General features: G+C 68.2%; 21 protein-coding genes and 1 pseudogene. 15 read left to right on the top strand and 7 right to left on the bottom strand.

All coding sequences use genetic code 11. From position 1 onward, the window contains the following. Positions 1 to 202: 202 nt before the first annotated feature. On the top strand, positions 203 to 421 hold the full coding sequence (locus tag AC0IZJ_RS15100) for a TOBE domain-containing protein (protein WP_471851171.1): 219 nt from the start codon (positions 203 to 205) through the stop codon (positions 419 to 421). 13 nt (positions 422 to 434) lie between these two features. Beyond that, positions 435 to 1,022 (top strand): RBBP9/YdeN family alpha/beta hydrolase, encoded by a 588-nt coding sequence (locus tag AC0IZJ_RS15095; RefSeq protein WP_471851168.1) that lies wholly within the window; start codon positions 435 to 437, stop codon positions 1,020 to 1,022. A 3-nt stretch (positions 1,023 to 1,025) separates the two neighbouring features. Here the strand turns inward: AC0IZJ_RS15095 and AC0IZJ_RS15090 are convergent, their stop codons facing one another. Beyond that, positions 1,026 to 1,904, bottom strand: coding sequence for a dienelactone hydrolase family protein (locus tag AC0IZJ_RS15090; protein ID WP_471851166.1), 879 nt, complete (start codon positions 1,902 to 1,904; stop codon positions 1,026 to 1,028). 127 nt (positions 1,905 to 2,031) lie between these two features. On the opposite strand from AC0IZJ_RS15090, the gene AC0IZJ_RS15085 reads away from it, so the two are divergent. The 4 genes from AC0IZJ_RS15085 to AC0IZJ_RS15070 all read left to right on the top strand — a co-directional run bounded on the left by AC0IZJ_RS15085 (position 2,032) and on the right by AC0IZJ_RS15070 (position 6,990). Then, a complete protein-coding gene (locus tag AC0IZJ_RS15085) occupies positions 2,032 to 3,006 on the top strand; it encodes a CysB family HTH-type transcriptional regulator (protein ID WP_471851163.1) in 975 nt (324 codons plus the stop codon). A 76-nt stretch (positions 3,007 to 3,082) separates the two neighbouring features. Continuing rightward, the gene (locus tag AC0IZJ_RS15080) at positions 3,083 to 4,066 is read left to right on the top strand and encodes a sulfate ABC transporter substrate-binding protein (protein ID WP_471851161.1); all 984 of its coding nucleotides are present in this window, start codon (positions 3,083 to 3,085) and stop codon (positions 4,064 to 4,066) included. A gap of 219 nt (positions 4,067 to 4,285) precedes the next feature. Further along, positions 4,286 to 5,812, top strand: a complete 1,527-nt coding sequence (locus AC0IZJ_RS15075) for a DUF1800 domain-containing protein (RefSeq protein ID WP_471851158.1) — start codon at positions 4,286 to 4,288, stop codon at positions 5,810 to 5,812. A 5-nt stretch (positions 5,813 to 5,817) separates the two neighbouring features. Beyond that, entirely contained in the window at positions 5,818 to 6,990 is a 1,173-nt protein-coding gene (locus tag AC0IZJ_RS15070) for a DUF1501 domain-containing protein (RefSeq protein ID WP_471851155.1), read from the top strand. Here AC0IZJ_RS15070 and AC0IZJ_RS15065 read toward each other — a convergent pair. Together AC0IZJ_RS15065 and AC0IZJ_RS15060 are read right to left on the bottom strand one after the other, a co-directional pair. Then, positions 6,987 to 7,541: a flavodoxin family protein gene (locus AC0IZJ_RS15065; RefSeq protein WP_471851151.1), complete on the bottom strand. Its 555-nt coding sequence runs from the start codon at positions 7,539 to 7,541 to the stop codon at positions 6,987 to 6,989. The genes AC0IZJ_RS15070 and AC0IZJ_RS15065 overlap by 4 nt on opposite strands. A gap of 31 nt (positions 7,542 to 7,572) precedes the next feature. Beyond that, entirely contained in the window at positions 7,573 to 8,295 is a 723-nt protein-coding gene (locus tag AC0IZJ_RS15060; RefSeq protein ID WP_471851148.1) for a pirin family protein, read from the bottom strand. A gap of 100 nt (positions 8,296 to 8,395) precedes the next feature. On the opposite strand from AC0IZJ_RS15060, the gene AC0IZJ_RS15055 reads away from it, so the two are divergent. The 6 genes and pseudogenes from AC0IZJ_RS15055 to AC0IZJ_RS15030 all read left to right on the top strand — a co-directional run bounded on the left by AC0IZJ_RS15055 (position 8,396) and on the right by AC0IZJ_RS15030 (position 12,449). Next, the gene (locus AC0IZJ_RS15055; RefSeq protein ID WP_471851145.1) at positions 8,396 to 9,364 is read left to right on the top strand and encodes a LysR family transcriptional regulator; all 969 of its coding nucleotides are present in this window, start codon (positions 8,396 to 8,398) and stop codon (positions 9,362 to 9,364) included. Further along, positions 9,364 to 10,233, top strand: a complete 870-nt coding sequence (gluQRS, locus tag AC0IZJ_RS15050) for a tRNA glutamyl-Q(34) synthetase GluQRS (protein ID WP_471851143.1) — start codon at positions 9,364 to 9,366, stop codon at positions 10,231 to 10,233. Before AC0IZJ_RS15055 ends, gluQRS begins: the two co-directional genes overlap by 1 nt. Positions 10,234 to 10,359: 126 nt before the next feature. Further along, a pseudogene (locus AC0IZJ_RS15045) lies at positions 10,360 to 10,704 on the top strand (FKBP-type peptidyl-prolyl cis-trans isomerase); the annotation flags it as partial. A 30-nt stretch (positions 10,705 to 10,734) separates the two neighbouring features. Next, the gene (locus AC0IZJ_RS15040; protein ID WP_471851194.1) at positions 10,735 to 11,082 is read left to right on the top strand and encodes an FKBP-type peptidyl-prolyl cis-trans isomerase; all 348 of its coding nucleotides are present in this window, start codon (positions 10,735 to 10,737) and stop codon (positions 11,080 to 11,082) included. A 112-nt stretch (positions 11,083 to 11,194) separates the two neighbouring features. Beyond that, on the top strand, positions 11,195 to 11,611 hold the full coding sequence (locus AC0IZJ_RS15035) for a PilZ domain-containing protein (protein ID WP_457426644.1): 417 nt from the start codon (positions 11,195 to 11,197) through the stop codon (positions 11,609 to 11,611). Between the two features lie 85 nt (positions 11,612 to 11,696). Next, a complete protein-coding gene (locus tag AC0IZJ_RS15030; protein WP_471851140.1) occupies positions 11,697 to 12,449 on the top strand; it encodes an MgtC/SapB family protein in 753 nt (250 codons plus the stop codon). Here AC0IZJ_RS15030 and AC0IZJ_RS15025 read toward each other — a convergent pair. After that, positions 12,446 to 13,369, bottom strand: coding sequence for a LysR family transcriptional regulator (locus AC0IZJ_RS15025; RefSeq protein ID WP_471851138.1), 924 nt, complete (start codon positions 13,367 to 13,369; stop codon positions 12,446 to 12,448). The two genes, AC0IZJ_RS15030 and AC0IZJ_RS15025, sit on opposite strands and share 4 nt — an antisense overlap. Positions 13,370 to 13,465: 96 nt before the next feature. Here AC0IZJ_RS15025 and metE point away from each other — a divergent pair, with 96 nt between their 5' ends. Together metE and AC0IZJ_RS15015 are read left to right on the top strand one after the other, a co-directional pair. Then, positions 13,466 to 15,835 (top strand): 5-methyltetrahydropteroyltriglutamate--homocysteine S-methyltransferase, encoded by a 2,370-nt coding sequence (gene metE / locus AC0IZJ_RS15020; RefSeq protein ID WP_471851136.1) that lies wholly within the window; start codon positions 13,466 to 13,468, stop codon positions 15,833 to 15,835. After that, positions 15,832 to 16,260, top strand: a complete 429-nt coding sequence (locus AC0IZJ_RS15015; RefSeq protein WP_471851134.1) for a hypothetical protein — start codon at positions 15,832 to 15,834, stop codon at positions 16,258 to 16,260. The genes metE and AC0IZJ_RS15015 overlap by 4 nt, the downstream gene beginning before the upstream one ends. On the opposite strand, the gene map is transcribed toward AC0IZJ_RS15015, so the two are convergent. From map to AC0IZJ_RS15000, 3 genes are read right to left on the bottom strand one after another with little or no spacing between them, the layout of a single operon-like run. Further along, positions 16,257 to 17,048 (bottom strand): type I methionyl aminopeptidase, encoded by a 792-nt coding sequence (gene map, locus AC0IZJ_RS15010; RefSeq protein WP_471851132.1) that lies wholly within the window; start codon positions 17,046 to 17,048, stop codon positions 16,257 to 16,259. The genes AC0IZJ_RS15015 and map overlap by 4 nt on opposite strands. Continuing rightward, a complete protein-coding gene (locus AC0IZJ_RS15005; protein ID WP_471851130.1) occupies positions 17,045 to 17,305 on the bottom strand; it encodes a ParD-like family protein in 261 nt (86 codons plus the stop codon). Before AC0IZJ_RS15005 ends, map begins: the two co-directional genes overlap by 4 nt. Before the next feature lie 54 nt (positions 17,306 to 17,359). Next, a complete protein-coding gene (locus tag AC0IZJ_RS15000; protein ID WP_471851128.1) occupies positions 17,360 to 18,439 on the bottom strand; it encodes a tartrate dehydrogenase in 1,080 nt (359 codons plus the stop codon). A 91-nt stretch (positions 18,440 to 18,530) separates the two neighbouring features. Here AC0IZJ_RS15000 and AC0IZJ_RS14995 point away from each other — a divergent pair, with 91 nt between their 5' ends. Next, positions 18,531 to 19,445 (top strand): LysR family transcriptional regulator, encoded by a 915-nt coding sequence (locus tag AC0IZJ_RS14995; protein ID WP_471851126.1) that lies wholly within the window; start codon positions 18,531 to 18,533, stop codon positions 19,443 to 19,445. Positions 19,446 to 19,448: the final 3 nt, after the last annotated feature.

Here is a 19,448-nt window from a genome sequence, read left to right as displayed (position 1 = left end):
TGGTGACTTTCTTCTGGCCCCGCAGAAGAAAGTTACCCGGCCGCCGGGACGGACTCCCGGCAATGCAGCGAGCAGCCACTCTCTTCGCAGAGGCAAACAAGAAGGCCGCCTTCTTCGCCCTCCGCATGCCCAACTGCAAAACGCTTCGTTCCCTAACTCGACACCCCTGCGCACACTCAAGACTCCCCATCCAGGAGTCCCCATGAGCATCACCGCCATCAACGTCCGCAACCAGTTCCGCGGCACCATCAAGGAAATCATCGAAGGCCCGGTTGTCTCCGAAGTCGACGTCCTCACCCGCAACGGCGACATCGTCACCTCCGTCATCACGACGCGCTCGGTCAAGGACCTGAACCTCGAAGTCGGCCGCGAAGTCGTCGCCCTCATCAAGTCCACCGAGGTGTCGATCGCGACCCTCTGAAGACGAGCCCGCCATGCCCTACAGCCCGCCCCGCGTCCTCATCATCCCCGGCCTGCACGACAGCGGCCCGGCGCACTGGCAGACCTGGCTGCAGGCCCAGTACCGCGATGCCCGACGCGTCACGCAGCGTGATCCCAGTCGGCCCGAGCTGGAGCGCTGGGCCGAGCGTATCCAGCGCGTGCTCGAAGTTGCAGGCGAAGGTGATTGGCTGGCCGTCGCCCACAGCTTCGGCTGCCTGGCGTTGGCCAAGCACCTGGACGACCACCCCGCGTCGCCCATCCGCGAAGCCCTCTTCGTCGCACCCGCCGAGCCCGACAAGTTCGGTCTGGCCGAGGCCCTGCCCCACCACCGCCTGCCGCGCCGCTCACGCCTGATGGCCAGCAGCAACGACCCCTGGATGAGCGCCGCCAGCGCCGCCCGCTGGGCCCACCGGTGGGGCGCCAGCTACAGCAACCTCGGCAACGTCGGCCACATCAATGCCGAGGCGGGCTTCGGGCCCTTCCCAGTCGCCAAGAGCTGGGTGGAGGCCGCAAGGGCGCGTCACGCCGCCGAGCAAAGGCCCCGCCACGCGGAGTTCCGCGAGTGGGCCTTTGCTGTGTGAGGCCTACGCCAGCGTTGCCTTGAAGGCCGCCAGCGTGCGCTCCCACGCCAGATGGGCAGCCGCAGGGTCGAAGCGCGGCGTCGTGTCGTTGTTGAAGCCGTGCTGGGCGCCTGCATAGGTGAAGGCCTCGTGGCGCACGCCGGCCGCCTTGAGCGCGGCCTCGTACGCCGGCCAGCTGGCGTTGACGCGCTCGTCGTTGCCCGCGTAATGGATGAGCAGGCGCGCCTTGATGCGCGGCACGTCCTCGGCAGCCGGTGCGCCGCCGTAGAAGGGCACGGCCACGGCCAGCTCAGGCACCTGCGTCGCCACGTGGTTGGCCAGTGAGCCTCCCCAGCAGAAGCCGACGGCACCGACCTTGCCATTGGCGTCCGGCAAGGTGAGCAAGCCTCGCGCCGCGGCCACGATGTCGGCGCGGGCCTTGGCGGGGTCGAGCTTGCCAAAGAGTTCGCGTGCCTTGTCCTCGTCGCCTGGATAGCCGCCCAGCGGCGCCAGCGCGTCGGGTGCGAAGGCCACGTAGCCGGCCAAGGCCACGCGCCTGGCGATGTCCTCGATGTGCGGGTTCAGTCCGCGGTTCTCGTGGATGACCAACACGGCCGGCAGCTTGCCGGTGGCACTGAACGGCTTGACCATGTAGCCCTGGACCTGGCCGTTGCCGTCCGGTGAGGGGAAGGCGTGGCGGCGGGTGGCCAAGCGTGCGTCATCAGGCTTGACCTGCTGGGCGGAAGCGAAGTTCGGGCTCAGCGCCGTGAGCAGCGCGGCGGCCCCCGCAGGGCCGCCGGCAAAGACGGCCGCCTGATCCAGAAAGCCGCGCCGGCTCAGGTCGCCGTGCACATAGCGGTCGAACAAGGCCCAGGCCTGGGCGGGGATGGTTTGCTTATGCATGCAGTGCTCCTTTGGGGGATGGCCAACTGTAGACGCGCCAAAACCGCCCGGCACCACCACGAAGCGCATAACGATATGGCGAATGGTTCGACGACAGAAGTGACGGCGGTTCGCAGAATCGCGCCGCATGAACTTCCAGCAACTCCGTTCCGTCCGTGAGGCCCAGCGCCGCGGCTTCAACCTGACCGAGGTCGCTCAGGCTCTGCATACCTCGCAGCCCGGTGTCAGCCGCCAGATCCGTGAGCTGGAAGATGAGCTCGGCATCGAGCTCTTCGTGCGCGTCGGCAAGCGCCTGACCGGCCTGACAGAGCCGGGCGAGCAGGTGCTGCCCGTCATCGAACGCTTGCTGCAGGAAGCGGAGAACCTCAAGCGCGCCGCTGATGATTTCGCGCAGGCGGGCAGCGGCCGCCTGCGCATTGCCGCCACGCACAGCCAGGCGCGCTACGCGTTGCCGCCGGCCGTGCGCGACTTCCGCGCTCATCACCCGGATGTGAGCCTGCATCTGCAGCAGGGCTCGCCGCAACAGATCGCACGCTTGCTGCTGGACGGTGAGGCCGACGTCGGCATCGCGACCGAAGCGCTGGCGCAATACCCCGAGCTGGTCGCCCTGCCGTGCTACCGCTGGACGCACTCGGTCGTCGTGCCGCCCGACCACCCGCTGCTGGACGGCCCGCTGACGCTGGCCCGGCTGGCGCAGTTCCCCATCGTCACCTATGAGCAGGGCTACACCGGCCGCTCGCACATCGACGAGGCCTTCGCCGCGGCTCAGCTCACGCCGCACATCGTGCTCAGCGCCATGGACGCGGACGTCATCAAGACCTATGTGGAGCTGGGCCTGGGCGTGGGCATCGTCGCGGCCATCGCCTTCGACGAGGAGCGCGACCGCCACCTTCGCGAGATCGACGCCCGCCACCTGTTCGAAGACAACATGACCCGCCTGGCCGTGCGCCGCAGCGCCTACCTGCGCGACTACGTCTACGAGTTCATCCAGACCTTCGCCTCTCCGCTCAAGCGCGAAGTGGTGGACGCCGCTCGCCACGAGCCGGCCCCCGTGCCGGCCGACAGCCGCGAGCCCGTGCTCGCGTGGTCGAAAGCCGCATGAGCTTGCGCCAACAACTTCTTTGCCCAGCCCATTCCTCATCCCTAGAGTGAACCGCTCCCTCCCTAACTCCAAAACCATGCGCCGCCTCCTCACCGCCCTCTCCCTTGCCATCGCCGCCACCGGCGCGCTCGCACAGACCACGCTGCTCAACGTCTCCTACGACCCGACGCGCGAGCTCTACCAGGACTTCAACAAGGCCTTCGCGGCGCAATGGAAGTCCAAGACGGGCGAGACCGTCAGCATCAAGGCCTCGCACGGCGGCTCGGGCAAACAGGCCCGCTCGGTCATCGACGGCCTGGAAGCCGACGTCATCACGCTGGCCCTCGCCTATGACATCGACGCGGTGGCCGACCACAAGCTGCTGCCGCTGGACTGGCAGAAGAAGCTGCCGAACAACGCCAGCCCCTACACGTCGACCATCGTCTTCCTGGTGCGCAAGGGCAACCCGAAGAAGATCAGCAACTGGCCTGACCTGGCCCGCAGCGGCGTCGAGGTCATCACGCCCAACCCCAAGACCAGCGGCGGTGCGCGCTGGAACTACCTGGCCGCCTGGGGCTATGCGCTGAAGAACGGCGGCACGCCGGCTTCTGCGCAGGACTTCGTCAAGCGCATCTACGCCAACACCAAGGTGCTGGACTCGGGCGCCCGTGGCTCGACGACGACCTTCGTCGAACGCGGCATCGGTGATGTGCTGATCGCCTGGGAGAACGAAGCCTTCCTGGCGGTCAAGGAACTCGGTCCGGACAAGTTCGAGATCGTCACGCCCAGCGTGTCCATCCTGGCCGAACCGCCCGTGGCCGTCGTCGACAAGGTCGTCGACAAGCGCGGCACGCGCAAGCAGGCCGAGGCCTATCTGAACTATCTCTACAGCCCTGAAGGCCAGGAGATCGCAGCGCAGAACTACTACCGACCGAGCGACGCCAAGGTCGCAGCCAAGTACGCCAAGCAGTTCCAGCCGGTCAAGCTGTTCACGCTGAGCGAGTACTTCGGCACCTGGCGCCAGGCGCAGAAGGCGCACTTCGACGATGGCGGCGTGTTCGACCAAATTTATCTGAAGTGAGCCCCCGGCCCAGCCTGCCCCGCTGAACGCGGGCGCTCTGGTCCGCCCCCCGAGCGGGCAGCGATGCGTGCGGCATTGAGCCGCACGCACATCGCCATCGCGGGCCGGCTTGGGGCGGCCCTGCGCTCGGCCCGGGATGCACTACGGCCGCGACGAGATGTGAAGTCTTGTTGCTCGCCTCGACAGTGCGCCTCGGCCGGCCTCATCATGGCGCCCGCCATGAGAAACCTCGCGCTCAGCACCGCCCTCCTGTTCAGCTTCGTCAGCCTGCTCGGCTGTGCCACCGCGCCGCCGCCAGCCACCACCGCACACGGTCCAGCCCAAGACACGCTCTGGCTGGACCGTCTCACTTGGGGCGCCAACAGCGCGGACCTCGCCGCCGTCCGCAAACAAGGCCGCGCCGCCTGGCTGGATGCCCAGCTCCAGCCCCACCCACCTGCCCCGCTGCCCGACGCCGCCCAGGCCCAGATCCAGGCACTGGCCATCCAGCAGCCGCTGCTGCCGCTGGTGCAGCGCATGGAGGCCCAGCGCAAGGCGGCCGATGCGCTGACCGACGACACCGCCAAGGCAGAAGCGCAGAAGAACTACCAGCAGGCGCTGACCAAGCTGGCCCGCGAGGCCTCCGCCCGCCAGCTGCTGCACGCCCTCTACTCGCCGCGCCAGGTGCAGGAGCAGATGACGTGGTTCTGGTTCAACCACTTCAACGTCCACCAGTACAAGAGCAATCTGCGCGTCATGGTGGGCGACTACGAGCAGGGGCTGCGCGAACGCTCGCTCGGCACCTTCCGCGATTTGCTCGGCTACACGGCCCACCACCCGGCCATGCTGCGCTACCTGGACAACGAGCAGAACGCCGCCAACCGCATCAACGAGAACTACGCCCGTGAGCTGCTGGAGCTGCACACGATGGGCGTGGGCGGCGGCTACTCTCAGCGCGATGTGCAGGAGCTGGCCCGCGTGCTGACCGGCCTGGGCGTGAACCTGACCGACAACAAACCCAAGCTCAAGCCCGCCCAGGAAGCCCAATACCGCCGCGACGGCCTGATGGAGTTCAACCCCGCGCGGCACGACTTCGGCGACAAGCAACTGCTGGGCATCACCATCAAGGGCCAGGGCGAGGCCGAGCTGAACCAGGTGCTGGACCTGCTGGCGAAACACCCGAGCACGGCGCGCTTCGTGTCGCGCAAGCTGGCCCAGTATTTCGTCGCCGACGAGCCGCCGCCGGCGCTGGTGGAGCGCATGGCCGAGCGCTGGCAGCAGAGCGACGGCCGCATCGCCGAGGTGCTGCGCGCCATGATCGGCTCGCCCGAATTCGAGGCGTCCCTCGCCCGCAAGTTCAAGGACCCGACGCACTACGTCGTCTCCGCCGTGCGTCTGGCCTATGCCGACAAGGTGGTGCTGAACACCGGGCCCATGATCGGCTGGCTCTACCGCCTAGGCCAGGCGCCCTACAACCGCCAGACGCCCGACGGCTACCCGCTCGACGAGAACGCCTGGGCGGGGCCGGGGCAGATGACGACGCGCTTCGAGATCGCCCGTGCCATCGGCAGCGGCAGCGCCGGCCTCTTCAAGGTCGAGGGCGAGGCCAAGGACCGGCCGGCCTTCCCGCAGATCGCGCACCCGTTGTACTACGACGGCATCGCGCCACGCCTGGCTGCTGCCACGCAACAGGCCCTCAACACCGCCACGTCGCCACAGGAATGGAACACCTACCTGCTGGCCTCTCCCGACTTCATGCACAGGTAAGCCCCATGGACCGACGTCTATTGCTGCAACTCGGCCTGGGGGCCGCCGCAATGCCCACCCAGCTCTGGGCCGCCGCGCCAGACTCACCGCGCCTGCTCGTCGTCTTCCTGCGCGGCGCCTACGACGCGGCGAACCTGCTGGTGCCGACGTCGTCGAGCTTCTATTACGAGGCCCGGCCCAACATCGCCATCGCCAGGAAGGACGCCCTGCCGCTGGACGCCAGCTGGGGCCTGGCGCCGGCCGTGGCCGACAGCATCCACCCGTTGTGGCTCAAGGGCCAGGCGGCCTTCGTGCCGTTCGCCGGCAGCAACGATGCGTCGCGCAGCCACTTCGAGACGCAGGACCACATCGAGCTGGGCCAGGCCGACGAAGGCTCACGCGACTTCCGCAGCGGCTTCATGAACCGGCTGGCCAGCGTTCTCGGCGCCGGCTCAAGGCTCGAAGCCATGGCCTTCACCGACCAGGTGCCGCTGATCCTGCGCGGCGACCTGCCCGTGGCCAACCAGGCACTGCGCGACCTGGGCAAGCCGGCCATCAACGCGGCGCAGGCGCAGGTGATTGCCGGCATGTATGCCAACACGCGCCTGGCCAGCACGGTGACCGGCGGCTTCGAGGTGCGCGAGGAGGTGTCACGCGAGATGGCCGGCGAGATGGAAGCCGCCAGCCGGGGTGCCATTGCCGCCAAGGGCTTTGCACTCGAAGCGCGGCGCATTGCCCGGCTGATGCGCGAGCGCGTCACGCTTGGATTCATCGACGTGGGCGGCTGGGACACGCATGTCGGCGAAGGCGGCGCGACGGGCCAGCTCGCCACCAAGCTGGGCGAGCTGGGCCGGGGCCTGGCGCTGTTCGCCGACGAGATGGGGCCGCAGTGGAGCAACACCGTCGTCGTCGTGGTCAGCGAATTCGGCCGCACCTTCCGCGAGAACGGCAACCGTGGCACCGACCACGGCCACGGCAGCGCCTACTGGGTGCTGGGCGGCGGCGTGAAGGGTGGGCGTATCGCTGGCGAACAGGTGGAGGTCAAGGCCGCCACGCTGTTCCAGAACCGCGACTACCCCGTACTGAACGAATACCGCGCGCTGCTGGGTGGCCTGTTCAAGCGCATGTACGGCCTGAACGACGCGCAGCTGACCTCGGTCTTCCCGGGAGCCAGCGCGCGTGACGTGGGGCTGCTTTAACGCGCCCAGCGCTCGACGACCGCCTTCACGCGCTCGCCGAAGTGCTTCGCCGAGGCGATGTCGCCCGGCACCATTTCTTCCGCCGACGCATCGCTGGGCGTCTGGGTGATCAGGCCTGCGTAGCCGCCGAGGTTGTTGATGTCGTCGCGCGTGGCGGCCTTGTGGTTCGGCGCCTTCAGGCCCATGCCGACCCAGATCATGCTGTGTTGCTGGCTGAGCGCATGCAGGTACTGGATGGTGCTGCCCTTGTCGCCGTTCAGCGTGGCCGAGTTGGTGAAGCCGGCAGCGATCTTGTCCTTCCAGACCTGGGCGTACCACGGCTTGCTGCTGGCGTCGGCCACCTTCTTGAACTGCCAGCTCGGGCCGCCCATATAGGTCGGCGTGCCGAAGATGACGCCGTCGGCCGCGGCCAGCGTGGCCCAGTCGGCCTCGGTGATGTTGCCCTCGGCGTCGATGGCGATCAGATCCGCGCCGGCCGCGCCGGCCACGGCCTCAGCGATCTTCTTGGTGTGGCCGTAGCCGGAGTGGTAGAGAACGACGATCTTGCTCATGGGTTGTTCCTCTGCTGTGGGTTGGAGAGATTCAGGCCGCCAGGTCGAAAACCAGGACCTCGGCTTCGCGACCCGCCGTCAAGGCGAGGCGCGATGTTTCGCGAACTTGCAAGGCATCACCCGCGGTCAGGTCTTGCCCGTTTGCGGTAAGCGCGCCGCGCACGACGTGAATGTAGGCAATGCGGCCCGGCGCGAGGTCCAGCTCGGCAGCCTCAGCGCCGTCGAACAGGCCGGCGTAGAGCCGCGCATCGGCATGGATGGTCACCGAACCATCAGCCCCGTCGTTGGCCGCCACCAAGCGCAGCTTGCCGCGCTTGGAATCGGCGTCGAAGTGCTTCTGCTCGTAGCTGGGCGCAATGCCGCGCTGGTCGGGCTGGATCCAGATCTGAAGGAAGTGGGTCGTCTCCTGGGCATGGTTGAACTCGCTGTGCATCACGCCGGTGCCGGCACTCATGCGCTGCACGTCGCCGGGGCGGATGACGCCTGCATTGGCACCACCGGCCTCGCCGTTGCCCATGCTGTCCTTGTGCGCCAGCTCGCCAGAGAGCACATAGCTGATGATTTCCATGTCGCGGTGGCCGTGCGTGCCGAAGCCCTTGCCTGCGGCGACCTTGTCCTCGTTGATGACGCGCAGGGCACCGAAGCCCATGCGTGCCGGGTCGTAGTAGTCGGCGAACGAGAAGCTGTGGAAGGACTTCAGCCAGCCGTGGTCGGCGTAGCCGCGGTCACTGGACTTGATGAGTTGGGTGGTCATGCTGGGCTCCTTGGTTTGCTTGCGATGGAGTCAATGTAGGAGCCGACCGCCCGCTCATCGACAACGGGGCTTGGCGACATCATTCAAATAGACTGAACCCATGTCCACAGCTCAAGAAAAGCGCCGCGCGCTGACCCCCGAAGCCCTGTCCATGATGGACACCATCGCCCGCACCGGCAGCTTTGCGGCTGCGGCCCGCGAGATGGGCCGGGTGCCGTCGGCGCTGACCTACTCTGTGCGCCAGCTGGAAGACGCGCTCGACGTGCTGCTCTTCGACCGCAGCTCGCGCCAGGCCGTGCTCACCGCCGCCGGCCAGGAGCTGCTGGTGGAAGGCCGGCGCCTGCTGCAGGAGCTAGATGCCGTGGCCAACCGCGTGCGCCGCATCGCCACCGGCTGGGAGAGCGAGCTCACCATCGCCGTCGATGACGCCATCGCCCGCCGCGCCCTGTTCGACCTGACCGAGACCTTCTACGCCGAAAAGATCGATGGCGGCGGCCCGCCGCCGACGCGGCTCAAGCTGCGCGTGGAGGTGCTGGCCGGCACCTGGGAGGCGCTGCTGCACGGCCAGGCCGACCTGGCCATCGGCGTGCCGGCGCAGCTGCAAAGCGCGAACATCCACTGCGAACCCAGCGGCGAGCTGGAGTTCGCCTTCTGCGTCGCGCCCCACCATCCGCTGGCGAACCTGCCCGAGCCGCTGACGGCCGGCCAGATTGCCGAGCACCGCATCATTGCCGTCGCCGACAGCGCCCGGCTGCTGGCGCCCATCACCGTGGGCGTGCTGCCCGGGCAGGACGTGCTGACCGTGCCGTCGCTTGCCACCAAGCTCGAGGCGCTGCTGCGCGGCCTGGGCTGCGGCTCGCTGCCGGCGCCGATGGTGCGCCGCCACATCGACGCCGGCCGCCTCGTGCGCAAGGCGACCTACGAAGGCCGGCGCACGGGCCTGATGCACTACGCCTGGCGGGAAACGGGCCAGGCACCCGGCAAGGCGCTGGCGTGGTGGCTGGACAGGCTGCGCAGCGAGACCACACGCAAGGCGCTGCTGGAACAGCACGAAGGTCTTCTGCTCTGATGGCCTACCGGGGAAGGTTCGCACCCTCGCCCACCGGCCCGCTGCACGCCGGCTCGCTGGTCGCTGCGCTGGCCAGCTGGCTGGACGCGAGAGCGCATGGCGGCCAGTGGCTGGTGCGCATCGAGGATGTCGACCGCCCACGTTGCCCACCGGGCATGGACGAAGTCATCCTCGGCCAGCTCGCGGCGATGGGCCTTGTGCCGGATGAGCCGCCCGTCTGGCAGTCCTGCCGCGGCGACCTCTACCAGGCCGCGCTGGACCGCCTGATCGCCTCCGGCCACGCCTACGGCTGCGCCTGCACCCGCGCGGAGATTGCAGCGGCGGCGGGTCCGAAGCCCAAGCATGGCGAACTGGTCTACCCCGGCACTTGCCGAAACGGCACGAACGGCCGCCCGGTACGGGCCTGGCGCTTTCGCGTCGAGGGGTCCATCGACTGGCATGACCGCCGCCGTGGCGCGCAGTCGCAGGACCTGGAAACGGAAGTCGGCGACTTCGTGCTGAAGCGCGCCGACGGCCTCTGGGCCTATCAGCTCGCCGTCGTTGTCGACGACGCAGAACAAGGCATCACCGACGTCGTGCGCGGTGAAGACCTCGCCGACAACACGCCCCGCCAGATCGCGCTGCAGCGGGCGCTCGGCTTCGCCACGCCGCGCTATCTGCACACGCCCCTGGTGCTGGCGGCGGATGGGCACAAGCTGTCCAAGCAGAACGGGGCGGCGGCGGTTGATCTTGCCGAGCCCGTGGCACGGTTGCGCGAGGCCTGCATGCGACTGGGCCTTCACGTCGAAACAGGGTTGCAGCCACTCGGGGACCTGCTGGTGCAAGCCATCGAATGGTGGCGGTCCGTCGGCGCGGCGATTTCCGATTGACCTGATCGCAGCCAGCCGCGAACACCATGGGTTACCAATGCAATGCCGGGCGATCCGGTATGGGTCGCAGGTCATAGCCTGCCCGGCGACAATCCCGCCTTTCTCCAACAGCCCAAGGATTCCCCCATGAACACCACGCCTACCGGCCTTCAATTCGAAGACACCGTCGAAGGCGCCGGCAAGCAGGCGCTGGCCGGCCAGGACGTCACCGTGCACTACACCGGCTGGCTCTGGGTCGACGGCGCCAAGACGACCAAGTTCGATTCCAGCCTGGACCGCAGCGACCCCTTCGAGTTCGAGCTGGGCGCCGGCATGGTCATCAAGGGCTGGGACGAGGGCGTGCAGGGCATGAAGATCGGCGGCAAGCGCACGCTCATCATCCCGGCAGACCTGGGCTATGGCGCACGCGGCGCTGGCGGCGTCATCCCGCCGAACACGACGCTGTGCTTCGAGGTGGAATTGCTCGGCGTGGCCGGCGGCCCCGAGGCCGTCGAGCTCAACCTGCACACGGCCTCCAGCGGCCTGCAATATGAAGACCGCGTCGTCGGCGACGGCGCCGAGGCCACCAAGGGCCAGCGCGTGTCGGTGCACTACACGGGCTGGCTCTACAAGGACGGCCTGCGCGGCAAGAAGTTCGACTCCAGCAAGGACCGCGGCCAGCCTTTCAAGTTCCGACTGGGCGGCGGCGAGGTCATCCAGGGCTGGGACGAAGGCGTGCAAGGCATGAAGGTGGGCGGCACGCGCATGCTGGTGCTGCCGCCGGATCTGGGCTACGGCGCGCACGGCGCGGGTGGCGTGATCCCGCCGAACGCGACGCTGCTGTTCGAAGTCGACCTGCTCGCGGTATAACGGGTCTAAGGCTTCACCCGAAGCCAAATCAGGCGATGACGGTACCGCTGACAAGCGGCTGTCATTCGCCGATGCTGTGATCCGACCCGTCAACTTTCGAGCGCCTCACACCATGTCGATTGACCAACGCCGTTCCCCCCGCGTCGAGTTCTTCCTCGTACCCGACGAGCACGAGCAGTTGCCGGTCTGGGTCATCAAACCCGAAAGCCTGGCACAGGCGCGTGGTGGCGTCGTCGTCAACCTCAGCGAAGAGGGTCTGCAGGTCCTCACCTCGGCCGACCCCGCGCTGGACGCCCAGCACTACGAATTGCGCCTGCTGCTGGGCGAGGACGAGGGCGTGCCCCTCTTCAGCGCCTCGGTGCGCCGCGTCTGGAGCCGGCCGCTGAGCCGCATCGTGCAGCTCTGCGGCTTCGAGTTCGAGTCGCCCAACTCGCAGGCCGAGGAGTTCCTGCGTACGCAGACGGCGCAGATCACCGCGCGCAAATGGGTGCGCTGCGTGCTGGTCGAGCGCATGACGGCGCTGGCCTAGACACTCCGCGTCCGCCCGTCTGGCGAGGCGCACCAGACTGGGTTAGCGTGGCCGCGGGGCATCTTCGCCCGTCACGCCAACGTCCATGCTCGAACCCGACCAACTGCTGCGCTACTGGACCGGTGGCCAATGGGCCGCCAACGTGCTGATGCTGATGCATCTGCTCGGCGCCATGGTGCTGGGCCTGCTGCTGGGCTATGAGCGGGCCTACCACGGCCGCGCGGCGGGCATGCGCACCTACGCCCTGGTCTGCATGGCGTCCTGCGCAGTGACCATCCTCGTCGGCTACCCCGAGCAATGGTTCGGCGGCCACCTGGCGGGCGGCTCGCTGCCGCAATTCACCGACCCGACCCGGGTCATCCAGGGCGTGGTGACGGGCATCGGCTTCCTGTGCGCCGGCGTCATCATGCGCGAGGGCATGAACATCTCGGGGCTGACGACCGCAGCCTCGATGTGGGCCGCGTCGGCCATCGGCATCGTGCTGGGCATGGGCTTCTACTTCGCGGCCATCGCGCTGACGCTGCTGTGCGCCACGCTGATGATGTGGGGCGCCAGGCTGGAGAGCCGCCTGCCCTCCCACCCCGCCATCGGCGTGATGTTGCGCGGCGAACCGGGCCGGCGCTTCACGCAGGCCGAACTGGCCGACTTCGCCGACGGCCTGGGCTACCGCTTCGCGCCCGGCTCGCTGAGCATCGAGAAGCAGGGCGACCACGAGGAATGGCGCTTCGTCTGCACGGCCAAGCAGAACTTCAAGGGCCAGACGCTGTGCCGCTTCACCGGCCGGCTGCATGAGCTGCCCGGCGTGGCCGGCTACCGGGTGACCCACGCGCGCAACTAAAGCAGGCTGACCGCCGCGAGGTTGAGCAGCGAGGTCTCGCGCATCAGGCGCACAAAGTCGGCCAGAAAGGGTTTGGCGGCCAGCCCGGGCGTGCTGACGGCGTAGAGCCGCCCCGTCAGCCCTTGTTCGCCGATGCGCTGGCGCGCCACATAGCCGCGCGCCAGATAGCCCTCCACCGCCCACAAGGGCAGCGCCGCAATGCCCCGACCGCTCGCCACGAGCTGCAGCATGGCCACCGTCAGCTCGCTGGTGCGGCGCGGCGGCGTGACGCCGGCGGGCTGCAGCACGCGGCGCACGAGGTCCAGCATCTCGTCGGGCACCGGGTAGGTGATCAGGGTGTGGCCGGCGAAGTCAGCAGCCTCCAGCCAGGGCCGGGCGAGCAAGGCATGGCCCTTTGGAAGCAGCGCGATGATTTCGAAGCTGAACAGCGGATGCACGACGACGCCGGTCTCGTCGGCATCCACATCCGACACGATGGCCAGCTCGGCGCGGTCCTGGTGCAGCAGGCCCACGGGGTCGGCCTGGAAGCCGGAGACGATGTCCAGCTCCACCTCGGGCCAGCGGCCACGGAAGGCGTCCATCGCCGGCATCAGCCAGTCGAAGCAGGTGTGGCACTCCACGGCGATGCGCAGCTGGCCGGCCGAGCCGTCCACCAGCCGGCGCACGTCGCGGTCGGCTTCGTCGACCTGGTGCAGCACGGAGTCCGCCAGCTTCAGCAACCGCTGGCCGACCGCGCCGAACACCAGCGGGTTGCTCTTGCGTGCGAACAGCTCGGCGCCGTAGTGCTCCTCCAGGGCCTTCAACTGGTGGGACAGGGCCGACTGGGTGAGGTTCAGCAACTGGGCCGCCCGGGACAGGTTGCCAGCTTCGCGCAGCGCGTTCAGCGTGCGCAGGTGGCGCAGTTCAAGCGGAGTTTGCATGAGTCAGGTTTGTGATCAACACGAAAACGTTTCGTTTGATTCATTGTGGCCGAGTACCGATCATCACGAACGAATTTCATCTTCTTTCGAAACGTCATGATCAAAACTCATATCTTGGGCTTTCCGCGCATGGGCGAGCACCGCGAACTGAAAACCGCGCTGGAGCGCCACTGGCGCGGTGAGCTGCCCGCCGCCGGGCTGGAAGCCCAGGCTGCGGCGCTGCGCGCCCGCCACTGGCGGCTGCAGCAGGAAGCCGGACTGGACCATGTCACCGTCGGCGACTTCGCTCTCTACGACCATGTTGCCCACCTGATCCAGCTGTTCGGCTGCGAGCCGGCGCGATTCGGCTTCACCGGCGAGGAGACGCCGCTACAGCGCTACTTCGCGATGGCGCGCGGCATCACGACGACCCACGCACACCGCGAGGCCTGCGGCTGCGGCGGCACCCACGTCGACGGCGTGCCGGCGCTGGAGATGACCAAGTGGTTCGACACCAACTACCACTACCTCGTGCCCGAGTTCGACAGCGAGACGCAGTTCAGTCTGAACGCCGAGCGCCTGCTCGCCGAGGTGGACGAAGCCATCGCCCTGCCCGCCAGCCCCAAGGTTGCGCTGCTCGGGCCGGTGAGCTTGCTCTACCTGGGCAAGAGCAAGCAGGAGGGCTTCGACCGACTGGTGCTGCTCAAGCGCCTGCTGCCCGCCTATGAACAGCTGCTGACGCGGCTGGCCGCACGCGGCGTGACCTGGGTACAGCTGGACGAACCCATCCTCGGCCTGGACCTCAGCCCGGCCTGGCAGGACGCGCTGCGCCTGGCCTATGCGCGCCTGGGCGTTGTGGGCCAGCCGCTGCTGCTGGCCACCTACTTCTCGCCGCTGGGCGACAACCTGGCCCTGGCCTGCGAGCTGCCCGTGGCCGGCCTGCACATCGACGCCGTGCGCGCGCCCCAGGACCTGCTGCCCGTCGCCTTGCGCCTGCCGCTGGACCGCGAGTTGTCGGTCGGCATCGTCGACGGCCGCAACATCTGGCGCAGCGACCTGGACCAGGCGCTGTCGCAACTGAACCAAGCCCGCGAACTGCGCGGCGGCCGGTTGTGGGTGGCGCCGTCCTGCTCTCTGCTGCACGTGCCCTTCAGCTTGCGCCACGACGCCGCGCTGGACACCGAGCTGCAAGGCTGGCTCGCCGGCGCCGTCGAAAAGCTGGACGAGCTGCGCGTGCTCAAGCGCGCACTCTGGGGCGACGACGCCAGCGTGGCCCGCGAGCTGGCCGAGTCCCGCGTCGCCCGCGCGGCGCGCGCCGTCAGCCCGCGTGTGCGCAACGGCACCGTCGCGGCCCGACTCAAGGCGCTGCCGGCCGATGTCGACCAGCGCCGCTCGCCCTTCCCGACCCGCCAGGCCGCGCAACGTGCGCGCCTGCGCCTGCCGGCCTTCCCGACGACGACCATCGGCTCCTTCCCGCAGACGGCGGAGATCCGCGCCGCCCGCGCCGCGTTCAAGCGCGGCGCCCTGTCCGATGCTGCCTACCGAGAAGCCATGCAGCGCGAGGTCGAGCTCGCGGTCAGCAGGCAGGAGACGTTAGGCCTGGACGTGCTGGTGCACGGCGAGGCCGAGCGCAACGACATGGTCGAGTACTTCGGCGAGCAGCTCGCCGGCTTCGCCTTCACCGCCAACGGCTGGGTGCAGAGCTACGGCTCGCGCTGCGTGAAACCACCGGTGCTGTTCGGCGACGTGTCGCGCTCGAAGCCTATGACGGTGGACTGGACCGTCTTCGCGCAGAGCATGACGGCCAAGCCCATGAAGGGCATGCTGACCGGCCCCATCACCATCCTGCAATGGTCCTTCGTGCGCGACGACCAGCCGCGCGCCACCACGGCCTTGCAGATCGCGCTGGCCATCCGCGACGAAGTGGCCGACCTGGAAGCCGCCGGCATCGCCATCATCCAGATCGACGAGCCCGCCATCCGCGAAGGCCTGCCCTTGCGGCGCGACGCCTGGAGCGCCTACCTCACCTGGGCCACCCGCGCCTTTCGCGTGGCCGCCAGCCCGATGAGCGACGACACGCAGATCCACACCCACATGTGCTACGCCGAGTTCAACGACATCCTGCCCGAGATCGCCGCGATGGACGCCGACGTCATCACCATCGAGACCAGTCGCTCCGACATGGAGTTGCTGCGCGGCTTCGGGCAGTTCAAGTACCCCAACGAGATCGGCCCCGGCGTCTACGACATCCACTCGCCGCGCGTGCCTGATGCGGCCGAGATGCTGCGTCTGCTGCGCAAGGCCGCCGAGGTCATCCCGGCCGACCTGCTCTGGGTCAACCCCGACTGCGGGCTGAAGACGCGGGGGTGGGCGGAGACGGAGGCGGCGCTGGCGAGGATGGTGGAGGCGGCGCGGGAATTGCGGCGAGAAGTCCCGCAGGCGGCGGCGCGCGAAAAGCTTTGCACGAGACAACTGGACCAGCCATGACCAAGGACTACTTTCAGCACAGAAGCCGTTTTCCGAAGAATGCTCCCGGGGCTTTCTACACCTTGGGCGACGCCACCTCCGATGGCACTTGGTGCGGGCAATGCCTTTCATGTGGCGTGCCCGAAAACGAAGCCCCCACGCTGCTCGCGCCACTGACTGAGACAGGCTTCGACACCTACTTCGTCAGTCAGCCGGAAACGGAAGAGGAGATCGAGCAGGCCTGTCGCGCGCTTGAGGTGTGTTGCGTTGATGCGCTCCGGTACGGAGGGCAAGACCCAAAAATCCTCGCCCGCTTGAGACGAACCGACTGCTGTGACTACTCAATCGGCGGAGATGGCATCGTCACCGAGCCGTCCCTTGCAAATGAGTCAGCTTCCGCAGAGATCTCAGAACCCGGGAAGTGGTGGCAGCTGTGGAAGCCCTAATCAATCGCCGGATAGTCGCCCAGCCCATCCGGCCACGGCGTCAGGATCTCGAAGCCGTCGGCCGTCACGGTCACCATGTGCTCCCACTGCGCCGACAGCGACTTGTCGCGCGTCACCACCGTCCAGCCGTCGTTCAGCTCGCGGATGGCGGCGCCGCCCGCGTTGATCATGGGCTCGATCGTGAAGATCATGCCCTCCTGCAGCTTCAGGCCTTCGCCTGGCCGGCCGAAGTGGTTGACGTGCGGCTCGTCGTGATAGACGTCGCCGATGCCGTGGCCGCCGTACTCGCGCACGACACTGAAGCCGGCCGCATGCGCGACCTTCTGGATGGCATGGCCCACGTCGCCTAACGTCGCACCCGGGCGCACCTGGCGGATGCCGGCGCGCAAGGCCTCATAGGTCGTGTTGACGAGCCGGCGCGCCAGCACGTTGGCTTCGCCGACGATGAACATGCGGCTGCTGTCACCGAACCAGCCGTCCTTGGTCAGCGTCACGTCCACGTTGACGATGTCGCCCTTCTTCAGCGTCTTGTCCTTGCTCGGGATGCCATGGCAGACGACGTGGTTGGGCGAGATGCAAGCCGTCTTCGGGTAGCCGTGATAGCCGACGTTGGACGGGATGCACTTCAGCGTGCCCACGATGTACTCGCGGCAGATGTCGTCCAGCTGCTCGGTCGTCACGCCGGGCACGACGTGGGGCTTGAGCATGGCCAGCACCTCGGCGATGAGGTGCCCGGCCTCGCGGGCCTTGGCCACCTCGGCAGGTGTGCGCAGCTTGAGGCTCTTCATGCCCGCCCTTCCTTGACGTTGCGCTTGGCTTTCGGAGCTTGAGCCCAGCCGGCCAGGCGGGCCAGGTCCAGCCCGCCCTCCTGCTCGGCGCGGATCAGCAGTTGGCAGATCTCGCTGTGGCTCAGCTGCGGATGCAGTTCGGCCAGCATGCCAATGCGCATCCAGTGCTCGGCCTGGGCGTTGATGGAGCGCGACAAGGCCTGGCTCGCAACGCGCAGGCTCTCATGCATCGGATCGGAGATTTTGACGATTCCCATGTCGCCATCATATACGGTTCGTATACGAAACGTATATACATCAACCGCAAGAGATCAGCCCGCGAGGCCGCTCGCCACCGCAGCGCCCACCACGTCGGTGCGCGCATCGCCGCCCATGTCGGGCGTGCGCGGGCCGTCCCGCAGCACGGCCTCGATGGCGCTCATGATGGCCGCGTGAGCCGCCTCGAAGTTGGCAGCGCCCTGCCCCAGGAACTCCAGCATCATCGCGCCCGACCAGATCATCGCGACGGGGTTGGCGATGCCCTGGCCGGCGATGTCCGGCGCCGAGCCGTGCACGGGCTCGAACAGCGACGGGTAGGTGCGGTCCGGGTTGAGGTTGGCCGACGGCGCGATGCCGATGGTGCCGGTGCAGGCGGGCCCCAGGTCGGACAGGATGTCGCCGAACAGGTTGGACGCGACCACCACGTCGAAGCGCTCCGGGCTGAGCACAAAGCGCGCGGTCAGGATGTCGATGTGGTACTTGTCCCAGCGAACGTCCGGGTAGTCGGGCGCCATCGCTTCCACGCGCTCGTCCCAGTACGGCATGCTGATGGCGATGCCGTTGGACTTGGTGGCCGAGGTCAGGTGCTTCTTGGGGCGAGACTGGGCCAGGTCGAACGCGTACTTGAGGATACGGTCCGTGCCGTGGCGAGTGAAGACAGATTCCTGCAGCACCGTCTCGCGGTCGGTGCCCTCGAACATCCGACCGCCGACCGACGAGTACTCGCCCTCGGTGTTCTCGCGGATGACCATGAAGTCGATGTCGCCGAGCTTCTTGCCGGCCAGCGGGCAGGGCACGCCGGGCATCAGCCGCACGGGGCGCACGTTGGCGTACTGGTCGAACTGGCGGCGGAACTTGAGCAGCGAGCCCCACAGCGAGATGTGGTCGGGCACCTTGTCGGGCCAGCCCACGGCGCCGAAGTAGATGGCGTCGAAGCTGCGCAGCTGCTCGAACCAGTCGTCCGGCATCATCTTGCCGTGCTGCAGGTAGTAGTCGCAGTGGGCCCAGTCGAAGTGCGTGAACTGCAGGCCCAGCCCGAAGCGGCGCGAGGCCGCTTCCAGCACGCGCAGGCCTTCGGGCATGACCTCCTGGCCGATGCCGTCGCCGGCAATCACGGCAATGCGGTGTGTCATCTGTCTGCTCCGGGTGTGTGGTGTGACGTGAGCTTATCGACAACGATAGCCAAGACAATCACCCGATTCATTGACTCCGCGACTACGAAGTGTGAACACGCCAACGGCGCCCCAACTGGAAGACCTGCGCCTGCTGTGCGGCGTGGCGCGGCATGGCAGCTTCGCGATGGCGGCGCGCACGCTGGGCGTGTCCAAGGCATTGATCAGCAAGCGAATCGCCCTGCTGGAGGCTGCCTTGCAGGTGCGCCTGTTCCACCGCACCACGCGCAGCGTGACGCTGACGGCGCAGGGCGAGCTGGTGCTGCAGTGGGCGCGCCGCATCGTGGAGGACGTGGATCTGATGGGCGAGGCCATCTCTCAGGAGCGCGCCGCGCCAGCCGGCCAGCTGCGCCTGTGCAGCAGCACGGGCTTCGGGGGCCGGCACCTGGCGCCGGCGCTGTCTGCGCTGGCTGCGCAGCATCCGCAGCTGGAGATCCAGCTGGAGCTGCTGGACCGGCCGGTGGACCTGGTGGACGAAGGCTTCCTGCTCGACATTCGCGTTGGCCATGTGCACGAAAGCCACGTCACGGCGCGGCGCGTGGCGAGCAACCGCCGTGTGCTGTGCGCGTCGCCGGACTACCTGGCGCGCCACGGCGCGCCGGGCACGCTGGACGAACTGCGCATGCATCGCTGCATTCCCATCCGCGAGCGTGACCAGGACTTCGCCCGCTGGGAGCTGGTCGGGCCCGACGGCGCGGCGTCAGTGCGCGTGTCGGGGCCGCTGTCGGCCAACCAGGGCGGCGTGGTGCGGCAGTGGGCGCTGGACGGCCACGGCGTCATCCTGCGCTCGACCTGGGACGTGCGCGAGGACATCGCCGCCGGGCGGCTCGTGCAGGTGCTACCCGGCCACCACCAGCCGGCCGACGTGTGGGCCGTGTGCCCGTCGCGGCTGTCGGCGTCGGCCAAGGTGCGCGTGTGCGTCGAGTTCCTGGAGGACTGGTTCAGCCGGTCGGGGCTGGGCGATTGAGGC

It is taken from the genome of Roseateles sp. AC306 (assembly GCF_979253795.1).
This window is presented reverse-complemented; position numbering and strand designations above follow the sequence as displayed.